24 protein-coding genes are annotated in these 21306 nt (G+C 67.2%); 17 read left to right on the top strand and 7 right to left on the bottom strand.

Annotation, left to right across the window (positions count from 1 at the left end; genetic code table 11):
• Positions 1-70 precede the first annotated feature (70 nt).
• The 4 genes from RHOSA_RS0109585 (at position 71) to RHOSA_RS0109570 (ending at position 3311) form a co-directional block, all read left to right on the top strand.
• Complete coding sequence (locus tag RHOSA_RS0109585) at positions 71-664, top strand: 2-hydroxychromene-2-carboxylate isomerase (protein WP_027288489.1); 594 nt, start codon at positions 71-73, stop codon at positions 662-664.
• Positions 665-679: 15 nt separating this feature from the next.
• Positions 680-1726 carry a threonine-phosphate decarboxylase CobD gene (gene cobD, locus RHOSA_RS21655; RefSeq protein WP_037256010.1) on the top strand — a complete coding sequence of 349 codons (1047 nt, stop codon included), beginning with the start codon at positions 680-682 and terminating at the stop codon, positions 1724-1726.
• 177 nt (positions 1727-1903) lie between these two features.
• Positions 1904-2977, top strand: a complete 1074-nt coding sequence (locus RHOSA_RS0109575; RefSeq protein WP_027288488.1) for a Glu/Leu/Phe/Val dehydrogenase dimerization domain-containing protein — start codon at positions 1904-1906, stop codon at positions 2975-2977.
• Positions 2978-3107: 130 nt separating this feature from the next.
• Positions 3108-3311 (top strand): YgaP family membrane protein, encoded by a 204-nt coding sequence (locus RHOSA_RS0109570; RefSeq protein ID WP_027288487.1) that lies wholly within the window; start codon positions 3108-3110, stop codon positions 3309-3311.
• Positions 3312-3319: 8 nt separating this feature from the next.
• On the opposite strand, the gene RHOSA_RS21650 is transcribed toward RHOSA_RS0109570, so the two are convergent.
• From RHOSA_RS21650 to crcB, 3 genes are all read right to left on the bottom strand, one after another.
• Positions 3320-3727 carry a GFA family protein gene (locus tag RHOSA_RS21650; protein WP_037256007.1) on the bottom strand — a complete coding sequence of 136 codons (408 nt, stop codon included), beginning with the start codon at positions 3725-3727 and terminating at the stop codon, positions 3320-3322.
• Positions 3728-3853: 126 nt separating this feature from the next.
• Complete coding sequence (locus RHOSA_RS0109560; RefSeq protein ID WP_027288486.1) at positions 3854-4294, bottom strand: VOC family protein; 441 nt, start codon at positions 4292-4294, stop codon at positions 3854-3856.
• 106 nt (positions 4295-4400) lie between these two features.
• A complete protein-coding gene (gene crcB / locus RHOSA_RS0109555; RefSeq protein WP_027288485.1) occupies positions 4401-4793 on the bottom strand; it encodes a fluoride efflux transporter CrcB in 393 nt (130 codons plus the stop codon).
• A gap of 170 nt (positions 4794-4963) precedes the next feature.
• On the opposite strand from crcB, the gene RHOSA_RS0109550 reads away from it, so the two are divergent.
• From RHOSA_RS0109550 to RHOSA_RS24200, 6 genes are all read left to right on the top strand, one after another.
• Positions 4964-5395 (top strand): DUF4399 domain-containing protein, encoded by a 432-nt coding sequence (locus tag RHOSA_RS0109550; RefSeq protein WP_027288484.1) that lies wholly within the window; start codon positions 4964-4966, stop codon positions 5393-5395.
• Between the two features lie 219 nt (positions 5396-5614).
• Positions 5615-6247, top strand: a complete 633-nt coding sequence (locus tag RHOSA_RS0109545; RefSeq protein WP_027288483.1) for an LpoB-related protein — start codon at positions 5615-5617, stop codon at positions 6245-6247.
• Between the two features lie 71 nt (positions 6248-6318).
• On the top strand, positions 6319-7614 hold the full coding sequence (locus RHOSA_RS21645) for an outer membrane protein assembly factor BamD (RefSeq protein ID WP_051432004.1): 1296 nt from the start codon (positions 6319-6321) through the stop codon (positions 7612-7614).
• A 44-nt stretch (positions 7615-7658) separates the two neighbouring features.
• Positions 7659-8168: a putative periplasmic lipoprotein gene (locus RHOSA_RS0109535; protein WP_051432003.1), complete on the top strand. Its 510-nt coding sequence runs from the start codon at positions 7659-7661 to the stop codon at positions 8166-8168.
• Complete coding sequence (locus tag RHOSA_RS0109530) at positions 8165-9034, top strand: hypothetical protein (protein ID WP_027288481.1); 870 nt, start codon at positions 8165-8167, stop codon at positions 9032-9034. The genes RHOSA_RS0109535 and RHOSA_RS0109530 overlap by 4 nt, the downstream gene beginning before the upstream one ends.
• Positions 9035-9080: 46 nt before the next feature.
• Entirely contained in the window at positions 9081-9608 is a 528-nt protein-coding gene (locus RHOSA_RS24200) for a YMGG-like glycine zipper-containing protein (RefSeq protein ID WP_051432002.1), read from the top strand.
• Positions 9609-9785: 177 nt separating this feature from the next.
• Here RHOSA_RS24200 and RHOSA_RS25090 read toward each other — a convergent pair whose 3' ends face one another.
• Positions 9786-9947: a hypothetical protein gene (locus RHOSA_RS25090; RefSeq protein ID WP_156092640.1), complete on the bottom strand. Its 162-nt coding sequence runs from the start codon at positions 9945-9947 to the stop codon at positions 9786-9788.
• Between the two features lie 379 nt (positions 9948-10326).
• Between RHOSA_RS25090 and ubiT the strand changes: the two genes are divergently transcribed.
• From ubiT to RHOSA_RS21625, 5 genes are all read left to right on the top strand, one after another.
• Positions 10327-11028, top strand: coding sequence for a ubiquinone anaerobic biosynthesis accessory factor UbiT (gene ubiT, locus RHOSA_RS24195; RefSeq protein WP_051432001.1), 702 nt, complete (start codon positions 10327-10329; stop codon positions 11026-11028).
• A complete protein-coding gene (gene ubiU / locus RHOSA_RS0109510) occupies positions 11025-12032 on the top strand; it encodes a ubiquinone anaerobic biosynthesis protein UbiU (RefSeq protein ID WP_027288480.1) in 1008 nt (335 codons plus the stop codon). Before ubiT ends, ubiU begins: the two co-directional genes overlap by 4 nt.
• Positions 12032-12958, top strand: a complete 927-nt coding sequence (gene ubiV, locus RHOSA_RS0109505) for a ubiquinone anaerobic biosynthesis protein UbiV (protein ID WP_027288479.1) — start codon at positions 12032-12034, stop codon at positions 12956-12958. Before ubiU ends, ubiV begins: the two co-directional genes overlap by 1 nt.
• Before the next feature lie 189 nt (positions 12959-13147).
• Positions 13148-13630 (top strand): type II toxin-antitoxin system RatA family toxin, encoded by a 483-nt coding sequence (locus RHOSA_RS21630; protein WP_051432000.1) that lies wholly within the window; start codon positions 13148-13150, stop codon positions 13628-13630.
• Entirely contained in the window at positions 13627-14982 is a 1356-nt protein-coding gene (locus RHOSA_RS21625; protein WP_037256003.1) for an ABC1 kinase family protein, read from the top strand. The genes RHOSA_RS21630 and RHOSA_RS21625 overlap by 4 nt, the downstream gene beginning before the upstream one ends.
• 35 nt (positions 14983-15017) lie before the next feature.
• Here RHOSA_RS21625 and RHOSA_RS0109490 read toward each other — a convergent pair whose 3' ends face one another.
• The gene (locus tag RHOSA_RS0109490) at positions 15018-16043 is read right to left on the bottom strand and encodes a rod shape-determining protein (protein ID WP_027288478.1); all 1026 of its coding nucleotides are present in this window, start codon (positions 16041-16043) and stop codon (positions 15018-15020) included.
• A 283-nt stretch (positions 16044-16326) separates the two neighbouring features.
• Here RHOSA_RS0109490 and RHOSA_RS0109485 point away from each other — a divergent pair, with 283 nt between their 5' ends.
• Both RHOSA_RS0109485 and RHOSA_RS0109480 read left to right on the top strand, forming a co-directional pair.
• Positions 16327-17280 carry an SEL1-like repeat protein gene (locus RHOSA_RS0109485; protein ID WP_027288477.1) on the top strand — a complete coding sequence of 318 codons (954 nt, stop codon included), beginning with the start codon at positions 16327-16329 and terminating at the stop codon, positions 17278-17280.
• Positions 17281-17391: 111 nt separating this feature from the next.
• Positions 17392-19368, top strand: a complete 1977-nt coding sequence (locus RHOSA_RS0109480; RefSeq protein WP_051431999.1) for a M1 family metallopeptidase — start codon at positions 17392-17394, stop codon at positions 19366-19368.
• Positions 19369-19379: 11 nt separating this feature from the next.
• Here RHOSA_RS0109480 and RHOSA_RS24190 read toward each other — a convergent pair whose 3' ends face one another.
• Positions 19380-20288: a peptidoglycan-binding protein gene (locus RHOSA_RS24190; protein WP_051431998.1), complete on the bottom strand. Its 909-nt coding sequence runs from the start codon at positions 20286-20288 to the stop codon at positions 19380-19382.
• 63 nt (positions 20289-20351) lie between these two features.
• Positions 20352-21302 carry a glucokinase gene (locus RHOSA_RS21615; protein WP_037255999.1) on the bottom strand — a complete coding sequence of 317 codons (951 nt, stop codon included), beginning with the start codon at positions 21300-21302 and terminating at the stop codon, positions 20352-20354.
• Positions 21303-21306: the final 4 nt, after the last annotated feature.

The following is a 21306-nucleotide window of genomic DNA, read 5'->3' as shown; positions in this document are numbered from 1 at the left end:
CCTTGCCAGCACGGCAGCCGACGCGTAAGCCATGCCGCGAACCGAACGAGTCAAAGGGCAGGCCCGCACCATGGCGAAGACGATCGACTATTACTTCTTCACCATCTCGCCGTTCGCCTATCTGGGCAGCGCGGAACTGGAGCGGGTCGCACAGGACACCGGGGCGCGGATCAACGTGCGCCCGATCCAGGTTAAGACAGTGTTCCAAGAGACCGGCGGTGTGCCGCCAGCTCAACGCCCGCAGCCGCGCCAGGACTACCGCTTCGTCGAACTGGACCGCTGGTCGCAGGCGCGCGGTCTGCCGCTCACCAAGCAGCCGGCGCACTTCCCGGTGCCGGACCTGCTGTCCTGCGCCGCGATCTACGCCGCCGAGGAGCAGGGCGGCGATCCCCTGAGGCTGGCGCACGCGATCCTGAAGGCCTGCTGGGCGGAGGAGCGCGACGTCTTCGACCGCGAAACCCTGCATGCAATCGCCGGCGAAACCGGTCACGACGCCGATGCCCTGATCCAGACAGCGGAGGGCCGGCCAATGGCCCAGAAAGTCGAACAAATGACCGGCGAGGCGATCGACCGCGGCGTGTTTGGCTCCCCCTGGTACATCGTCGACGGTGAGCCGTTCTGGGGCCAGGACCGCCTGGACATGGTCGCGCGCAAGCTGGACTAGGCGACGGGCGGCAACGTGTCGGACCACAAAGACAGCACACCGATCGCCCACGGCGGCAATCTGGCCACCGCCCGGGCGCGCTACGGCATACCGGCGGACGGCTGGATCGACCTGTCGACCGGGATCAACCCGCACGCCTATCCCCTGCCCGACCTGCCGCAGGCGCTTTGGACCGCCCTGCCGCAGGCGGACAATACGACAGCGCTGACCGAAGCCGCCGCCCGGGCGTACGGTGTCCCCAATCCCGCGACTCTCGTGCCGGCGCCGGGGACGCAGGCGCTGATCCAACGGCTGCCGCGTATTCTGGGCAGCGACCACGCGGCCGTGATCGGGCCGACCTACGGCGAGTACACCCCCGCCTGGAAGGCCGCCGGGGCGGTCGTGACGGAGGCCTCCGAGATCGACGCCGCCCTTGACGCCTTGTCGGGCGCCGCCCGCCCGGCGCTGATCCTGTGCAATCCGAACAACCCCGACGGCCGCACCACGGATCCCGCCCGACTGATCGCACTCGCCGACCGCCTGGCCACGGCAGGCGGCACGCTGGTGGTGGACGAAGCCTTCGCCGACGTCGCCCCGGACATCTCCGTTGGGCCTTGGGGCAGCCGGCCGGGGCTCGTCGTGCTGCGCTCGTTCGGCAAGTTCTTCGGACTGGCCGGGGTACGGCTCGGCTTCGCCGTCTGCCCGCCGGCGCTGGCTCACGAGATGAGCTGTGACCTGGGCCCCTGGGCGGTGTCGGGGCCTGCGCTCGCCGTCGGTCGCACGGCCTTGGCCGACGACGCCTGGCAAACCGCAATGCGCGTGCGCCTGAGCCAAGAGGCCGAGCGCCTTCAGACACTGCTGAGCCAGGCTGGGTTCAAGGTGGTCGGCGGCACCCCGCTCTATGTCCTGGTCCAGAGCGTCGAGGCACCTGCTTGGCACGACCGGCTGGCACGTGCCGGAATCTGGGTGCGGGCGTTCCCGGAACGCTCTGAGCTGCTACGTTTTGGCCTGCCGGCAGACCGCGACGGCTGGCATCGCCTCTCCGCCACGCTGGGCGTGTCGTTGCCGGCGACCGCCGGGTAACAACGTTTCATCACTTCGGCCCCACAGACAAAAAATCGGTCAGTTCCCCATCGTTCCGGCGTTATCTCTGGTCTTTCATACGCACCAGCACCGGTTTTTCATTGATCTCCTGCGGTGTTGTCCAAAATCATTCCTATAAGAACGTAGTCGTTTATTGGCGAGGAGGGCCGTACCAAGATGCCCGTCTTCGATGATCCTGCCTTCGACCATCATGAACAGATCGTCTTCTGCCACGACCCTCAGTCGGGCCTGCGGGCGATCATCGCACTCCATAACACCAACCGTGGACCCGCCCTGGGCGGCGCGCGGATGTGGAACTATGCCGACAGCGCGGCCGCGCTGACCGACGTGCTGCGCCTGTCGCGCGGCATGACCTACAAGTCCGCGCTGGCGGGCCTGCCGTTCGGCGGCGGCAAGGCGGTGATCCTGGGCGATCCAAAGCACGACAAGTCACCGGACCTGTTCCATGCGCTCGGCCGCTACGTCGACAGCCTGGGCGGCCGCTACACCGTTGCAGAGGATGTCGGCATCGACGTCGCCGATATCGAACAGGTCGCGCACGAAACCGCGCACGTCGCTGGCGTTCCGGCCGGCGGCAGTGGCGACCCCTCGCCCGCCACCGCCTACGGCGTGTTCGTCGGGATCCGCGCAGCGATCAAGCACCGTCTGGGGGCAGACCGGATCGCTGGCGACAAGCTGACCGGCATCTCGGTCGCGATCCAGGGCGCGGGGCACGTCGGCTACGAACTGGCGCGCCATCTCACCGGCGCAGGCGCGGACGTGCAGATCGCCGATGTCGACCCGGCCCGGGTCAAGCGCGCGCAGGACGACCTCGGCGCCACCCCGATCGCAACCGACCATTTCCTGGAGGCAGAGGTCGATGTGCTCGCCCCCTGCGCGCTGGGCGGGCTGCTGGACGACACCACGATTCCGAAGCTGCGCACGTCGATCGTGGCCGGCGCGGCGAATAACCAGCTGGCCGAAACGCGCCACGGCGAGATGCTGCGCGAACGCGGCATTCTCTACGCGCCGGACTACGTCATCAACGCCGGCGGGATCATCAACATCAGCTACGAGGGCGCGAGCTACGACCGCGCCCGGGCGTTCAGCCACGTGGCGCTGATCCACGACACCCTGCTGGCGATCTTCCAGCGCGCAGAAGCCGCCGGGATTCCCACCTCGCAGGCCGCCGACCGGCTGGCGGAGGAACGCTTCACCCACCCCAATCCCGATCCGGCCCAGGCGGCTTGAAAGCAGCTAGGCTCCCCGAAAGGGCCGCCTTGGACACGCTTGACGAGGTCTCTCGGGTAGCCGACTAATATTCTGAACCGCCTATGTGTCTATGGACGCAAGCGCGGCAAGGATCGAGGAGGATGTCCCGATGACGCTGGACCGGATCGTGATGGCGCTGATCGGCGCAATCGTGGTGGTAACGGTGATTCTGAGCCAGGTGCACGCTGGCGGCTGGCTGTGGGTGACCGTCATCTTCGGCGCCCATCTGTTCCAGATGGCCTTCACCGGCTTCTGCCCGCTGGCGAAACTCCTGAAGTCGGTCGGTATGAAACCGGGCGCGGCGCTGAACTGAAAAGACCGTCAACGATCCTCGGGTTCGCCTGGGTAACAGACCGCGCCTTCGGGGATTATCACACCGGGCAGCTTGTGGGTTGTCCAGATGTGGACCGCCGCGGTGAGGTCCAGCGGCACGTCCAGCGTGCCGCCCTTGAGGGTCATGCGGCCATCCGGCGGGTCCGCGACATGCCAAAGCCGGCCGCCGCAGGTCGGACAGAAATGGCAGATCAACCTGCCCGTCGGCGTCGGCCGGCACCAGCTCTGCGTGGTGCCCTGAAGAACATGCAGGGCTGACGCCGGAATATCGACGGAGATTCCGAACGCGGATGCCGACTGCCGGCGGCACTGCGTGCAGTGACAGACGAAAACCCCATACGGCTCGGCGTCGACCGCATAGCGGACCGCGCCACACTGACAGCCGCCTTCCATCATAGCGCGACCTCCCGGCACCGTTACGCTCACCGTTCGTAAGCCGGAGGTCAGGGTACGACGCATCGCCGTGCGCCGCACCCTTACAATCTACAATCAACTGCGACAGCCGCGATTAGGCAGCCCGTGTTACCAGCTGCCGGTGTTTTCCATCGATGCCCAGGGTTCCTTCGGCTCTTGGGAATCCCCCTTCTGCAGCAGCTCGATCGAGATGCCGTCCGGCGACTTCACGAAAGCCATGCGGCCATCGCGCGGCGGCCGGTTGATGGTCACGCCGGCGTCCATCAGGCGCTGGCAGGTTTCGTAGATATCGTCGACGCGGTAGGCGAGATGGCCGAAGTTCCGGCCGCCGGAATACTCCTCCGGCTGCCAGTTGTAGGTTAGCTCCAGCATCGGCGCCTTGTCCTGCTTGGCGCGCTCGACATCCTCCGGCGCGGCCAGGAAGATCAGGGTCGCCTCGGCCTTTTCCAGGTCCGTCCGGCTCATCTCCACCAGGCCGAGCTTGTTGCAGTAGAAGTCCAGCGACTGCTCGATGTCGCTGATCCGAACCATCGTGTGCAGATATTGCATGGTGTCTTCAGGCGCTCCCATTGGTCTGCGGATTGCCGTGTTGGGTCGGCGGAACTGTCCGACAGGTTGGCATCGTCCAGCGCCGTGACAAGGCGCATCAACTTTCCTAGCGCTGCGCAGCGACCGCCAGCAAGTGGCCGAGCCAGGCGGCGAGCAAGCAGAGCACGGCCGAGGCACCGACGTAGGCCGCCGCTTTCACGACCGCGCCGTCGCGCAGCAGGTTCACCGTTTGCAGCGAGAACGAGCTGAAGGTGGTGAAGCCGCCGAACAGGCCGAGCAGGAAGAACTGCTTGGTGAGCGGGTGCGCCATCCAACGCCCCTCGGGCACGCTCAGGCTGGCGACCAGGCCGATCAGTAACGAGCCGAGTACGTTCACGGCGAAGGTCCCCCAGGGCAATCCGTCCCCGGCCAGGCGCTCGACCAAAACGGTGCTCCAGACCCGGCCAACGCCGCCCAGCGCGCTGCCCAACGCCACCACAAGCGCGGTACCCCAACTCATCTGTTCCGGTTCCTCTCCGGCCGTTCGCGTTCGACCGGGAATAATGCGTCTGCGACGGCCACGCAAATGTGACGGCGTCGCTCTGGACCGTCGGCGCGGGCGTGATACCTGTCCGGTGTCGCTGAGCAACAAGTGCCAACAGCGACCACAGACACGGGGAGAAATGTGCCATGACGAAGACGATCACAGCCTTGGCCGCTGCCGCGGTCGTCAGCCTGCCGCTCGTCGCAAGCGCGCAGATGGAACGTACGCCCGCTCCCGAGGACGCAAACGTCTACATTATCACGCCGAACGAGGGCGAGCGGGTCACCAGCCCGGTGACCGTGCGCTTTGGCGCCAATAACATCGGCGTCGCGCCCTCCGGCGTTGAGCATGAGAAGACCGGCCACCATCACCTGCTGGTCGACACCGACCTGCCGGACCTGAACGCGCCGATCCCGGCCGACGACCACCACATCCATTTCGGCGGCGGGCAGACCCAGACCACCATCGAGCTGGAACCGGGCGAGCACACGCTGCAGCTCCTGATGGGCGACGCCAAGCATCTCCCGCACGATCCGCCGATCACCTCCGAAACCGTGACGATTACCGTGGTCGAGTAAGCGGTCACACAGCTCTAATTCAGATGCGTTCTGGACCCGCGACGGGGGACCGTCGCGGGTCCTTTGCCAAATCTCGTGCCCCTTAATTGCACATTGCGTCACATATCCTGTGCCGGCTCTAATGCACGAACCGACGGGGCGACCTTATGCACGGGCGTGGCCTTGGCGCAGGTACAGCTGCGCCCTGCGGCCCGGTTGTAGTGATTGAGCGAGGGCTTCATGCGTATTTCGACGACCGCAGTCGCGCTGCTGGCTGGGCTGGCGCTTACCGCCTGTTCCACCGGCATCGAAAACAAGCCGGGAACACCCACGACGTACCAGGATCCGGACACGCGCGGAGCCGTCAGCGGGGTCGGCATCGAATCGCAGGACATCATCTCGATGACCGACCAGATGATGCGCGACATGCTGACCAACCCGCAGTTGACCGACGATGACGGGACACCGCCGCGGGTGATCATCGACGATGCCTATTTCGAGAACCGCTCCAGCCAGCGGATCGACAAGCAGTTGGTCGTCAACCGCCTGCGCGTCGGGCTGTCGCGTGCGGCCAACGGGCGAATGGTTTTCGTCGGCCGGCAGTATGCGGATGCGGTGGAAAAGGAACGCGAGCTCAAGCGCGACGGCGTGGTCGACAGCGCCACCACCGGCCTGACCCAGGCGACGGCCGGGGCGGACTACCGGCTAGTCGGCACGATCAACTCGCTCGACGCCCGCGACCGCAGCACCGGCACCGCCCAGCGCTACAGTCAGATCACCTTCGAGATGCTAGACCTGGAATACGGGACGATCGTCTGGAGCGGCATTTACGAGTTCTCAAAGGCCGCTCAGGACGACGTGATCTATCGGTAGGACTAGATGCCCCCTGGCCGTGTGGCGGGTACGGCTTTGGGGAAATGACGTGCGGCAACGCGGGGGCCGGCATGGGCAACACAGGGCGGCGACGGACGTTCCGGGCGCGTTTGGCGGGGGCGCTGCTGATGGGCACGGCACTCACCGGTTGTACGTCGGTTCAGGAACATGAGCGCGAGATCGACGTCCCGAAAGCCGAGATGGCGCTCTATCTCTCCGACAAGCCGGTGGAACTGCACCGCCTCTACGCCAAGGTGCTGACGCAGGGCCCCCGCAACGCCGTGCTGAACCAGATGCGCGCTGGCCTGGCGGCGATGCAGATCGGGGCCTGGGACCTCGCCGAGCGGTCGTTTGACAAGGCCCTGCTCGGGATCGAGACGGTCTATGCCGACAGCGCGCAGGCCGAGGAAGCCCGCAGCACCTGGATCAAGGAGAACTATAAGGCGTTCAAGGGCGAGTCTTACGAGCGCGCGATGGCCTATTATTACCGGGGTCTGCTGTACCTGCGCGCGGGCGACTACGAGAACGCGCGCGCGTCCTTCAAGGGCGGTCTGTTGCAGGATACCCTCGCCCAGAACAAAACCTACAGTCAGGACGTGGCCTTGCTCGCTTACCTGTCCGGCTGGGCCTCGCACTGCGCGGACGATCCGGGTCTGGCGTTCCAGGCGTTCGAGGAAGCTCAGGAGTACAATGATGACCTCGATCCGCCAGGCGAGGACGCGAACCTGCTGCTGATTGGCGAAACCGGTTTGGCGCCGCGCAAGGTCGCGGTCGGCAGGTATGACGAGGCGCTCGCCTTCAAACGCGCGGGCGGTTTCCGTGACCGGCGCGTGGAGATGGGACTGGTCGGATCCGACGCAGATGCAGATGAAGCGCCGCGCACGGTCCAGCTCACCCAGGCCGAGGACGTCTACTTCCAGGCGTCCACCCGCGGCGGGCGGGAAGTCGACCGGATCCTGGAGGGGCAGGCACAGTTCAAGGGAACCAGCGATGCCGTCGGCGACGTCGCGATTCAAGGCGGCGCGGCGGCGGTGACCTACGGTGCGTACGACGATAACAACAATGCGATGGCGGCCGGTCTCGCGGTCATGATGGCCGGCTTGATCGCCAAGGGCATTTCCGCGGCCACGCGGCCGGAAGCGGACCTGCGCACCTGGGACAACCTGCCGGACCGCGTCCATCTCGCGGCCGTCACGGCGGAGAACATTCCAGGGCAGATAACCGCCCGCTTTACCGACTACGGTGGCCAGACAGTAGCGCGCACAACCGTCCCGGTGACACAGGCCGGCCCGTGCGCGATTGCCTGGGCCCGCGCCCACAGCGCGACCGACATCCCCGATGCTGCCCCTGGCAGCGCAGCCGACTAGGCGGTGCCTTCAAAGCCGCCCCTAAACGATGGAGCCAGTCCGCCATGACCGCGTCGAACCGCCGTTCCGCCTCCCGCTGGACCGCCCTGGGCGGGCTTCTGCTCGCCGGCGGGGTATTGGCCGCCTGTAGTAGCACCGTGACCCCCGGACCGGCCTGCAACTTCCGAACCTACAAGCAACAACTCGCCGAAGCGGAGCAGACCGGCCCCGTGATGGTGCCGCAAACACCGGGGTCAATCGCGGACATCCCGCTGAACGCGGTCAACGTCACGGACAAGGCGATCAGCAACAAGGTCCTGGTGCAGTCGACCAATGCCCGACGGCTGGACGGCGGCCAAGTCGAGGCGCGCGCCCGGATCGTCAACTGCACCGATTATGCCCTGCAGGTGGAGGGTCGGACGCACTTCCTGGACGAAGGCCAGGGCGAGGTCGAGCCGCCGACCGCTTGGCAGCGTTTGCCGATGCCCCCGCACACGATCGGCACCTACAGCGCGACCTCGGCGCGCACGGAGGCGGTCGACACCTACTACATCGAACTGCGGGAGGGGTCGTGAGCGCGCGCCGCGCGGCGGTCTGGCTGGCCGCGACGCTTCCATTCGTTCTGCTGAGCGGTCCGCTGACCGCGGCGGAGTACCGGACGAACCTGCCGACGGTTCTCGATCGACCGGAAGCCAGCGCCCCGACGGCCGACCCAGCCCCACAAGCGGCGACGATCCGTGCCGATTTCGCCCGTGGATACGCCAATGCCGGGTCGCCGCGGCTGGCGGTCTACTGGAACCGTCCGTTCTCCGCCCGGCTCAGCCAATGGGTCGCGTTCGGGCGGCTGCGTATCGACCGCACCGCCAGTGTCACCGGCCAACTGGATGACCAGGATGGAGGTGACCAGCGGCTGCAACTGGACAGCGCGGAAAGCGGCAAGGTCGTGCTGGAACGCAACGCTGGACAGGATGCGCGCGCTCGGCGCCTGGACCCGCTCGCGGCGGCGGAATTCGAAGCCGGCTTCACGCGCCCGCTGCTCGCCAGCGGCGCCGACCTGGTCGATCGCGCGGTCATCCTGCGCGTGACGGACAGCAATATCGGCCGGGGCACCGGACCGGGACGGTTGGACGACGCCCAACTGGTCGAGACGGAAGCCCTCAAGTCGTTCGCCGATTTGCTGGTTCAGATCACCATGCTGGACGACACAGATGCGCCCCTCGACACCGCCTTCCAGGTCAAGGTGACACGGATCGCCGATGGCGGGATCATCGCAAATCTGGTGACCCGCGGCCGCGATACAACGGATACCCAAAAGCACCGTTGGCAAGCGACCGCCGGGAGCTACGAGAAGAAAGCTCAAACCGAAAGCGTACGCGTCTCGGCGCTCGCCCAGCACGTCGCGCTGGAGACGATGCAGGCACTGGCGCAACGCTGGCGCTAGGCGGTAAGCTGATCGATCCCACGTGCAAGGTTTCGGGAGAGCGACCATGAACGCATTGCACTGGCGTGGCGTATCTACGCGCCTTGCCGTCGTCGCGCTTGCGCTGACCACGCTGGCGGCCTGCAGCGCCGGCCCGCGTGAGCAGGTCGGCGCCGTTCTCGGCGGTGCCGCTGGCGGCGTCGCCGGCGCGCAGATCGGACAGGGAACCGGCCAGCTGGCTGCCACCGCGGGTGGCGCCGGGCTGGGCACGCTGGCCGGCGCGGCGGCCGGGCGCAGCCTGGACCGCGCCGCCGACACACGACGCGTCGCCCCCCGCGAGGTGCGCCGGCGACCGGTCGTTCGACAGTTGGCCCAGCCGGTCGCCGAGCCGACCCGACAGGTGCCGATCCCGGGCGCAGACGTACCAGGCAGCTTCTGGTTCTGGCTGCCGGACTTCGCTCCGCCAGCACCGATGCGCAACGTGCAGCAGGCAGCTGTGCCGGCCTCGGACCCGGATTGCGTCCCGCTCGACCGACAACAGCTCAAACCCGCCTACCGCTGCACCACGCAGGGCGTCACCTACGTGGTGCAATAGACGGGGCAGCGGCCTTCAGTTCCTTGCGCGCGGTAAAAGCGGTAAAAAAAGAACCCCGCCGATCTAAGAACCGGCGGGGCGGAGCTACTGGAGGGTTCTGCGTATACTGGTATCGCGTAGAGGGAAGATCGCGCGTCCGCACTGGCCACGGACGCCTCCCGATATACGCGCCTTGGTTTAGGCAAGGGACCCCATCGCGAGCATACCGATGGCGAGCGGCGTCAAGAACGCCACCAGCGCATAACCAATGTGCCGTAGTTTCACGGTACCGCCGGCCATGTCGCCGACCGCTTTGTCGATCACGTTGTACCGGTTGTCTGTCACCTGCACGCCCTGCATTTCGCCGTTCCTTCTGACCCGAGGTTTGCCGCGGCTTGCGCCATCACCGCACCCTGAAAATTGGTAGAGCCAACCCCCGGCGTCAAAAGGAAGAATTACCCTCTCCGCACACCCCCGTATTGGTGTGTGTGCATAGCGACACAGCCGTGAAACACCTCCCGGCACATGGGGCGTTTGCGGAAACGTTTTTTGCCAGCTCCGGTCTGCCACGCAAACCGGTCTCTTGGGCCGTTGTATCCAGGATTTCGCGGGTTGAATTGGAAGAGATCGCTGATCTGGGTGGACCTGCGGGGAGCGCTATTGATCCAGGTCATATCGAACCGTGCACGTGCGCTTGAATAAGGCTGTCTGAGCCAACGTCACCGCGGAGGGGTTTACCGTGACCGCCGGCGCAACCCGCCTGACGCCTTTGACGCCGATTGGGGCGCTGTTGCGTCCTTTGCCCCCGGCCCCGCTGCAGGCTTTGCTACAGCGTCTGGCCGACCGGCTGAGTCGAAGTCACCCCGATGTGCTCGACCGCCTGTCCGACGTTGGCACGGCGCGGCTCCTGCTCGTTGCCACCGATCTGCCGTGGTCTGCGCTGATCACCTTCACCGCTGACGGGGCCGAGGTGACCCTCAGCCGGACTGACGCCGAGTCCGCACCCGAGGCGGAAGCGACCGTCACCGGTCCGGTGGAGCGGCTGGTCGCCTGTGCACAAGGCGGCGGCGATGGCGATGCGATGTTCTTCGCCCGGGAGATTCAGGTCACCGGCAACAGCGATGTGTTGGTGGCCCTGCGGAACGCGCTCGACGGCGCGGAGCTGGATGTCGGGCAGGAGTTCGCCGCGCTCGCGGGTCCGCTACAGCGTCCGGCCACCGATGCCATCGGGGGCGCGGCTTGGCTCTACCGTCGCATGGCCGATGGCCTGGACTCACTCAAAGCCGAGATCCGGGCGCCGCTGCAAAACCGCCTGGACACTCAAGCGCAAGAGATCGCCCAGCTACGCGCTGAAGTGCAGCGTCTACGCCGTCGACAACCGCGCAGCAGCCGAGCGTCGTCGACCGTATCCGCCCAAGGGGATGTGGAGGTTCCAACATGACCGCCGTCGCCGCTGAGCGGCCGGGGCCTGAACTGGTCTGCCCGGCCGGAACGCCTGCGGCCCTGCGCGCTGCCGTCGATGCCGGCGCGGATGCCGTGTACGTCGGCTTCCGCGACGAAACCAATGCCCGCAACTTCCCCGGCTTGAACTTCTCTCGCGAGGAGCTTGCCGAGGCACGGGCCTATGCCCAAGCACGTGGAACCAAGCTGTATCTCGCCATCAATACCTTCGCGCGGGCGGGCGACCTGGGGCCCTGGACCCGGGCGCTGGATGATGCGGCGCGGATCGGGGTCGATGCGGTCATCCTGTCCGACCTCGGCGTGCTCTCCCTTGCGGCCGAGCGCCACCCGGAACTGCGTCTGCATCTGAGCGTTCAGGCCAGTGCCGCGCATGCGGAAGCGTTGGAGTACTACAGCCGCAACTTCGGCATCCGCCGGGCGGTCCTGCCGCGCGTGCTGACGGTCGACGACATCCGGGCGATGGGTGATGCGACCCATGTCGAATACGAGGTGTTCGTGTTCGGCGGCCTATGCCCGATGGCGGAGGGGCGCTGCTTTCTGTCGTCCTATGCGACCGGCAAGTCGCCCAATACCGTGGGCGTCTGCTCACCCGCCTCCGACGTGCGCTACGAGGAACGCGCCGACGGCCTGGTCACGCAGTTGGGTGCGTTCACGATCAACCGCTTCGCCGAGGGCCAAGCGGCGGGATACCCAACCTTGTGCAAGGGGCGCTTCAAGGTACGCGGGGCGGAGACGCATATCTTCGAGGAACCGACCAGCCTGAACGCGGCAAGCGTGATGCAGGACTTGGTCGCTGCTGGCGTCTCGGCCTTGAAGATCGAAGGCCGCCAGCGCGGGCGCGCCTACGTCGCGCAGGTGGTCCGGAACATGCGCGCGCTGCGTGACGCCGCGGTTCGCGGAGAAATCTCCGAAACCGCCGGCCTGGCCGGCCTGGAGGAAGGCGCGCGCGGCTCCACCGGCGCCTATCGGAAGGATTGGCAGTGATGACGCAACGCCCGGCTTCGGACCTGACACTCGGACCGCTGCTGCTGCACTGGCCGGGAGAAGCATGGCGCGACTTCCACTTCCGGATCGCCGACGAGGCGCCGGTCGACACCGTCGCCCTGGGCGAAGTGGTCTGCCCCAAGCGCTGGCCGTTCAATCGCCCCTACCTGGACGCAGTCATCGACCGCCTGCAACGCGCGGGCAAGCGGGTGATGATGTCGACGCCGGCGCTGGTGGCGGATGATCGCGACGCCACGCTGGTGCGCGAACTAGCCGGCCACGGCCTGCCAGTCGAGGTCAACGACATGGCCGCCCTCGGCCTGCTGCAACGCGACGGCATCGCGGTCGAGTCCGCGGGGCCGGGCGTGAACAGCTACAACGAGGCGACGCTGCGCCACCTGGGCGCCCAAGGCGTGAGCCGTGTGCTGCCGCCGCCGGAGTTGCCGCGCGCCTCGCTCTTGCATCTGGCGGGTCTGCAGGGCGCAGACGCAAAGGCGCCGGCAATCGAGGTGCAGGCGTTTGGCCGCTGGCCACTGGCGATCTCAGCGCGTTGCTATCATGCCCGCGCCTATGGCCGGGACAAGGCGACCTGCCAATTCGCGTGCGGCGCCGATCCAGACGGCCTGCCGGTCGACACGCTGGACGATCAACCGTTCTTGACGGTTAACGGCGTGCAGACGCTCTCCCGCGCCTACGCATGCCTGGCGGGCGAGCTGGACGCGTTGCGCCAGGCCGGTGTGCAGGCTTTTCGCCTGCTGCCGCAGGATGTCGACATGGTTGCGGTCGCCCAGGTGTTCAGCGGCCTGCTGGAGGGACGGGAGGAAACCCCGGCGGCGCTCGATGCCCTCGAGGAACTCTGTGGCGAGGTGCCACTCGCCAACGGCTATCTGTACGACGCCCCAGGGGTTACCTGGCACGAAGCCTGAGCGCGTCTCTCACGGCGTGTGTCTGCCGGGGCCCCTTTCGGATCGGGCCCCGAACAGCCATCTTGACTCGCAGAAGAATCGACCACGGTCCCCCGCGACCATGCAGCGCATGGCGCATGGGGAGGACCGTGCCGATTTCTTTTAAAGTCAAAGAATATGGCAAACGGGCACACCCGCGAGGAGCCAGGCATGGAATTCGATACCGCGCGCACGCTCCCCTACGACGCCGACCCGTTGTTCGACCTCGTCGCCGACGTCGACAAGTACGAGGAGTTTGCGCCCTTCTGCGTCGAGAGTCAGATCACCGAGCGCTGGGCGGACGGCTTCGACGCACGGCTGGCGGTCGGTGTGCGCGGCCTGCGGGAACACTTCATCAGCCGTGTCCAACTGGATCGCGCAAACCGCAAGATCGCCTTCCGCTACCTCGACGGGCCGTTGTCCAACCTGGCGGGCACATGGACCTTCACGCCGGTCGACGGCGGCACCTATGTGCATTTCCACGTTACCTTTGCCTTCCGCGGCCGGCGGCTCAACATGCTGGCCAGTAAGCTGTTCGATGCGGTTTCGAAGCGGATGATGGACGCCTTCGTCGTACGCGCGCGATCCAAGCTGGGCGGGCGCACGTATCGCAGTCCGACGGGCCGCACCACCACCGCCAAAGGCGCCATATGAGCGACATTTCCTCTGACGAGACCCTGCGGGGCGCCCGTCGCAACCTGAAGATCGGCTCCACCGCCGGCAGCGTTCTGTTCAACCAGTTGCGTCAACGCACCGGCTTCGGCGGCGATCGGGCACGCGAGGCCGAAGCGCTCAAGGAAGCGCTTGGCACCTTGCGCGGCCCATTGGTCAAGTTCGCCCAGCTGATCTCCTCGCTGCCCGACCTGCTGCCGCCCGAATACGCCCGTGAGCTGGCCGAGCTGCAATCCAACGCGCCGCCGATGGGCCGGCCGTTCGTCAAGCGCCGGATGGCCCACGAGTTGGGCCAAGGCTGGCGCAAGCAGTTCGCCGACTTCGAATTGGAGCCCAAGGCCGCCGCATCGCTCGGCCAGGTGCACCGGGCGCAGATGCACGACGGTCGGGAGGTTGCTTGCAAGCTGCAGTATCCCGGCATGCAGGACACGGTGGAGTCCGATCTGAAGCAAGCCGGTTGGCTGCTCACCATGTTCGAGCGCTACGAAGGCTCGGTGCGCACGGGGCGGATCGTCGAGGAACTGAAGGAGCGGATTTTCGAGGAGCTGGACTACTCGCTGGAATTCCGCCGGATCGCGATGTACCGCGAAATGCTCAGCGAAGAGCCCGGCGTGCATGTCCCCGAGCCGATCTCGGAACTGTCGACGAACCGCCTGCTGACGGCAGAGTGGTTGCCGGGTCGGCCGATCATGGAAGCAGCCGACTATCCCCAGGAGGTGCGCGACGAGATCGCCACCCAGATGTTCCGCCTCTGGTACAAGCCGCTCTACGACTACGCGGTGATTCACGGCGATCCGCACTTCGGCAACTACACGATCCGCGAGGATCGCAGCATCAACCTGCTGGACTACGGCTGCATCCGTGTCTTCCCCGCGCACTTCGTGGAAGGGGTGATCCGGCTGTACGAGGCGCTCCGCGACGACGACCGCGACAAGGCCGCTTACGCCTACCGCTGCTGGAATTTCCAGAACCTATCGAACGACTTGGTCGATGCGCTGAACGACTGGGCGCGCTTTATCTACGGGCCCGTGCTAACCGACAACCCGCAGTCGGTGAACGCGACCAACAACGTCGAGATCGGCCGGCGCAAGGTGGAGGAGGTGCGCAAGCTGCTAAAGGAGGCCGGCGGGGTCGAGATGCCGCGCGAGTTCGTGTTCATGGACCGCGCCAGCGTCGGCCTGGGCGCACTGTTCATGCGCCTGGACGCCCGGGTCAACTGGCATCGCCTGTTCAACGAGATGGTCGCCGGTTTCGACGTCGATACGGTCGCCGCGCGCCAACAGGACCTGCTTGCCCGCCACAACCATCCGGCCGCTCAGGCAGCCGACCTGTAGACCGCGTCGCGACGTCCGTCGCTGCACCTGCAGCCCTAATCCTGCAGGACGTTCTGCATCGCCTTGATTTCGTCGAGCGCGCGACCGGCGCCGCGGACGCCACAGGTAAGCGGGTCCTCGGCGACCACGACAGCGAGGCCGGTCGCGTTCCGGATCGCCTCGTCCAAGCGGCTCAACAAGGCGCCGCCGCCGGTCATCACCAGGCCGCCGTCGACGATATCCGCGGCGAGTTCCGGCGCGGTCCGCTCGAGTGCGTCTTTCACCCCCTCGATCACGGCCGTCACCGGCTCGGCCAAAGCCTGGGCAATCTCGCCCTCGGTGACGGTCACCGCCTTGGGCACACCGGTCACGAGATCCCGGCCGGAAACCTGAATCGAACGCCCTTCGCCCTCAGGCTCGAGCGCGCTGCCGACCTCGCGCTTGATCCGCTCGGCCGTCGCCTCGCCGATCGCCACATTGTGCAGCCGGCGAACGTAGGCACCGACCGCTTCGTCGAAGTCGTCGCCGCCGACCGGGACGGAGACGGAATTCACCACCCCGCCCAGCGAGATCACCGCAACCTCGGTCGTGCCGCCACCAAGGTCGACCACCATCGAGCCCTGCGGGCTGGTCACCGGCAGGTCGGCGCCGATCGCGGCGGCCATCGGCTCCTCAATCAGGTAGACATGGCCGGCGCCCGCCCCCTCCGCGGCCTCGCGGATCGCGCGGCGTTCCACCGGGGTCGCGCCCTGGGGAGTCGAGATCACCACGCGTGGTCGACGGAAGCCGCGGCGCTTGGCAACCTTGCCGATGAAGTGAGCGATCATCGCCTGCGCGACCTCGAAATCGCCGATCGCGCCCTTGCGGATTGGACGGATCGCGCGAATCTGCTCCGGCGTCTTGCCGAGCATCTGGCGCGCGTCCTCGCCGACCGCGAGCACCTGGGTCTTACCGCCACGCTGGGTGATGGCGACGACCGAGGGTTCGTTGACGATAATCCCCCGGCCCTTGGCAAAGACCAGCGTGTTGGCGGTGCCCAGGTCGATCGCGAGATCGCCGCCGCGAGACCCGAAGGAAAGCATGCCCCCTCCAACCCAGATGTCGATGGTGGCTGATGTGATGGCGGGTCGCCGTGCGCGGGGTAGCGCGCGGACGATTCCGGTCCGGCCAGCGCCGGGGTTAGCCGTTGGCGGCCCCGGACGCAAGCCTTCGTCGCGCACGCAACGTGTGACCTTCCCCGGACAAGCCATCCGTTCTAAGCCAAATGCGCACCAGCGCCGGGATCGCGATATCGCTTAGAACCATCGCGTAAAAATCGAAGTCTTGAGTTGACCGCATGCAGCCGGCGGGCATCCTGGAGGTATCATGTCGATTGCGCGTGCCCTGCCATTCTTGCTTTTGGCCCTCGTCCTCGGCGTTGCCGGCTATCTGGCGGGCGCGGTGACAGACCCGTTCACGCCGACACAAACCCGTGCACTGGGCGACCTGTCGCCGGAAGCGCCCCGCCTGCAGCAGGAATTGCGACAGGCCCGCCAAGAGACCACCGACCTGACCGAGCAACTCGAACGCGCGCAGGAAACGATCGAGCGGCTGCGTGGCGAAGTGCAGACCGCCCGCGACCGCGCCGCCGCGTTGCAGCGCCGGGCGGACACTGCCGAGGAAGCCCAGGCGAACGCCCAGAGTGAGAGCCGTGCGCTGGCCGAGCGCGCCGACGCGTTGGACTCCCGGGCAACCTCCGACCGCACGGTACCTGAGACGAGCGGCGGCACCAGCAGCGCCGATACGGCGGTTCCCGAGCAGCCGGCTGACGCAGCCCCCCTCCCCACAGATGACACAGCCGACACGGCCATCGAAGACGACGCCGCCAACGCGGGCCCCGAAACGGCGGCGCCCAACGAGTCGGCCGACGACGCCGCCACAACGGACAATGCGCCCCCAAGCTTCGACAGCGCCCCGCAACCTGGGCCGCAGGCGATCTCCGCAATCAGCCCGTCGACGCAGCAGGCCAACCGGCTGGTTGTCGGGGTACAGGCCTATCAGGACGGCGACTACGAAGCGGCCTTCGACGCTTGGCTACCGCTGGCGCAGGCCGGCTATGCCCGCGCGCAGTTACACCTGGGCGCCCTGTTCCTGGAAGGTCGGGGGACACAACAGGACGACCCACTCGCGCATGCCTGGCTAACAATCGCCCAGGACAACGGCTCGCAGAACGCCGGCCCGCTGCTCGACCGACTACGCGCGGAGATGACCCCTGCGGAACTGCAAGCCGCGGAGCAACTGGTAGCCCGCGCCCGCCAAAGCGCTGCCGGCGGCGGTTAAGGCGTCCACGGCCGCGGGCGATTCAACGCGGCAGCTTGCTTGCGGTCACCGACCCGATCCACACCCTTTCACCGTGTCCCCGCGTCCCCTGCATCGTCGAGGAGGTTGACCTTGCCGCTGAGGCACCGCGCCCAACCGATTGCGCTCGCTGCCGCGCTCTGCCTTGCCGCAATCCCCGGACATGCGGCAGAGCAGGTGCACCACGCCATCGAGCTCAAGCTCTCCCCAAGCGAACACCAACTGCAGGCGCGCGACACGATCACCCTCACCGGCGGGGGCAAGGTGCGCTTCTTCCTGCGCGACTCCCTCGATGTCTTGCGGGTCCGGGTCGACGGTTCGGCGCAAACGGTCCGACGCGACGGCGACCAGCTGACGGCCACGCTTGGCGAGGACGGGGAGCACACAGTCGAAATCGCCTATGCCGGCGCTCTCGACATCGGCCGGCAAGGTCCGGGGCTCGGACCCACGATCCGTCCGGAAGGCAGCGTGCTACCGGCGCGCAGTGGCTGGCTGCCGCGCGGCGCGGCGGAGCGGATCACCTATGAGATCAATCTCGATGTGCCGCGACCGCAGATGGCGCTCGCCACCGGCGCCCGCCAATCAGAGCAGCGCAGTGACGGCCGTTACCAGGCGACCTACCGCGCCGACTACCCGAGCCACGGGCCGACCGTGTTCGCCGGACGCTACAGCACACATACGCGCACCGTGAATGGTGTCACGCTGCGCACCCTGTTTCCGCAGAAGCAGGACGACCTGGCCGAAACCTACCTCGACCGCACGGCCGACTATCTGGGCCACTATGCGCGCACAATCGGCGCCTACCCCTACCCTGCATTTACGGTGGTCGCAGCCCCCTACCCCGTTGGTTTGGGCTTCGAGGGGGCGACCTACGTCAGTGCGCGGATCCTGAACCTGCCCTACATGAAGGGCCGGTCGCTGGCCCACGAAATCCTGCACTCCTGGTGGGGCAACGCGGTCGAGATCGCCTACGACCAGGGCAACTGGGCGGAGGGCTTGACCACCTATCAAGCCGATCACCGCCTGGCCGCCGCACGCAGCGACGCCGCCGGGCGGGAATTGCGCCGGGAGTGGCTGCGTGACTTCGCGGCGCTGCCGGACAGCCGGCGCCAGCCGCTCACCGCCTTTACCAGCAAGCTACACGACGCCGCCCAGGTAACCGGCTACAACAAGACCGCGATGCTGTTCCACATGCTGCGCCAGCGCCTGGGCGAAGCGACGTTCCAGGACGGATTGCGCCGCTTCTACCAGGCACAGCGGTTCAAGACGGCCAGCTGGCAAGACCTGCGGGCCGCATTCGAAGCGTCGAGCGGCCAAACGCTGAAGGACGTGTTCCAGCAGTGGCTGACCCGACCCGGTGCGCCGGCGCTCACGCTCGACCAGGCGGTGCGGGCCAAGACCGGACAGAACCGCTGGCAGGTCAAGCTCGCGCTGAGCCAGAGCACGCCGACTTACGACTTGCAGGTTCCCATCACGATCGACACCGCGCTCGGGCCGAAACGGATCACGGTCGCGCTGCGGGAAACGTCGGCTACACACACGATCGACCTGCGCGCGCAGCCGACGACTGTACGAGTCGATCCCGACTACGACCTGTTCCGCGCGCTGCCCGACAGCCAGGTACCGCTCGTGATGCGCGCGCTTACCCTGAATCCGGACACCCGCCTGATCAGTGTCGGCATCGACGGCAAGGCCGCCCAACGTTTTGCCGACCGCCTGCTGGACACCAAGGTGACGACCATCTCAGCCGAGGCGGCAACGCAAGGCGATGCGCCGCTGCTCGTCGTCGGCGAGACCCAGGCGGTTGAGCAGGTCATGCAAGAGACGGGGTTCGGATCGCCGCCAGAGCAGGTTGCCGGCAAAGGCGATCTGCGCGCCTGGACGGCCCGGGCCGATGGGCGACCGGCGCTTGCCGTCGCGGCCGACGATCCCGGGAACCTGCCACGCAACGCCCGTCTTCTGCCATATTACCTGCGTGCCAGTTGGCTGGTCATTCAGGATGGCCAACTGCAAGCACGCGGCAGCTGGCCAACCGGCGCCAACCCGCTCAGCCGAGATTTCGCGGAGTAGGAAAACCCGCCCTAGCGACCGTCGCGCTGCTCCTGCGTCTCCACGGCGCGTTCGTACCAGGCGATCGCGCGTTCGGGATTGCGGGCCACACCGAGCCCCTTGCGGTACATCAGGCCGAGGAACGTCATCGCACGCGGGTCGCCCTGCAGAGCGGCCTTGCGGTACCACTTGAAGGCCGCCTCGTAGTCCTGCTGCGTGCCCTTGCCGTAGTAGTGCATCCAACCGACGATGTACTGCGCGCGCCGGTCGTCGTTGCGCGCGGCCCGCTCGCACCAGTCGAACGCCGCCTCGTAACGGCTGGCGTCCATATGGTGACCACACAGGCGTTTTTGGGCCAGCTCGTCGGCGCCGGCCGCGCGCTTGATCACGTCGGCCATGCGGGCGTTGAAGGTGGTGCCGAGTTCCAGCCAGTGATCATTGGCAAAGCGCTTCAGGGCGGCCTGCGCCTGCAGGCTATCGAATGCGCCGTCTCCGGGCTGGTAGCCGAGCGCGCGCAGGTGCAGCCGCGCTTCCTCCCACAGCCGCTTGGCCTCCTGCGTCCGCTGGAACTTCGTGCGGGCGATCGCGCGCTTGACCGCGTCGGTCGCATCGCCCGTCGGCGTCATCCCCTGATCTTGCTGGAACGCCTCGATCACCTTGCGGGTGTTCGGACCCATCAGACCGTCGACCACGCTGACATCGTAGCCAAGGTCCATCAGCCCTTGCTGAATCTGCGCCACCAGCGGATCGCCCGGCCAGTCGCGTTCCTTTTCCTCCGCCGGATCGGCGCTTTCCGCTGTCTCCTCGGTCGTGCCGGACTGCGCGGTCTCGCCATCGTCTTGTCCGGACGGGGGTTCTTGGGCGTACGCGCTGCCCTGCAGAGCAATCACGCCCGCGATCAGCAGCGAAAGCAGGCAACGTAAGCCACCGCGGCGGTGCATCGAACCTCTCCAAAGAAAGCGCGAACGCAGAAATATGGCTTGGGTGCAGGCCGACAAGGATGCTCAGGACAGCCTGTCCGCCAACACCCTTAACCCCAACAGGGCCGGATCGTCGCGCACAACGAGGCGCACCGGGATGCGGGCCAGATCATCCGCAAACCGGCCCTTGGCTTCGAACCGGGCGCGAAAGACGCCATCGCACAGAAAGCCTGGGATGCGCGGCGGGATGCCGCCGGCGACATAGACACCGTCCCAAGCCCCCGAGATCAGCGCCAGGTCGCCGGCGAAGCTGCCAAGGAAGGCGGCGAATTGCCGGACGGCGCTCACGCAGAGCGGATCGCCCCGATCCGCCCCCGCCGTGATTGCCGACGCGCTCACCGGCGACGGCCCGAAACCGTCTTCCATCGCGATGGCGCGGGCCAGCAAAACCAACCCGTTCCCGGAGAGCACCCGCTCCGCAGACACCCGGCCGCCAACAGCATGGCGCAGGCGGGCAAGCAGGGCGGCGTCGCGCGCGTCCTCGGCGGCCAGCGCGGCATGGCCGCCCTCCCCCGTCACCACCTGCGCCGGCGTGCCGGCCTGCGGCGGCAACCAAGCAGCGACGCCGAGGCCCGTACCGGCCCCGAGAACGGCACGGGCGGCCCCGGGTAGACCGTCACCATGCCCGATCGGCTGCACGTCCTCTGGCGCGAACTGCCCGATCGCCCAGGCCTGCGCCGCGAAGTCGTTCACCAGCTCGACCCGGGTAATCCCGGTCGCTGCCGCAATGGCCGCCGGGTCGAAGGTCCACCCCGCGTTGGTCAGGCGCACGGGCGCGCGATGCACTGGCGCCGCGACCGCCAACACGGCCAACTCCGGAACCGGGTGCCCATCCAGGGCGGCCTGAATCGCCGCAGCCGGACCATCATGCGCCCCGACACTCAGGGTGGCGAGCGGCTGCACGCCCTCACCAGGCTTGTAAAGAGCGAAGCGGGCGTTGGTGCCGCCGATGTCGGCCAGCAACGCGTCCGTCATCTCA

The sequence above is a fragment of the Rhodovibrio salinarum DSM 9154 genome (assembly GCF_000515255.1).
Classification (GTDB): Bacteria; Pseudomonadota; Alphaproteobacteria; order Kiloniellales; family Rhodovibrionaceae; genus Rhodovibrio; species Rhodovibrio salinarum.
This window is presented reverse-complemented; position numbering and strand designations above follow the sequence as displayed.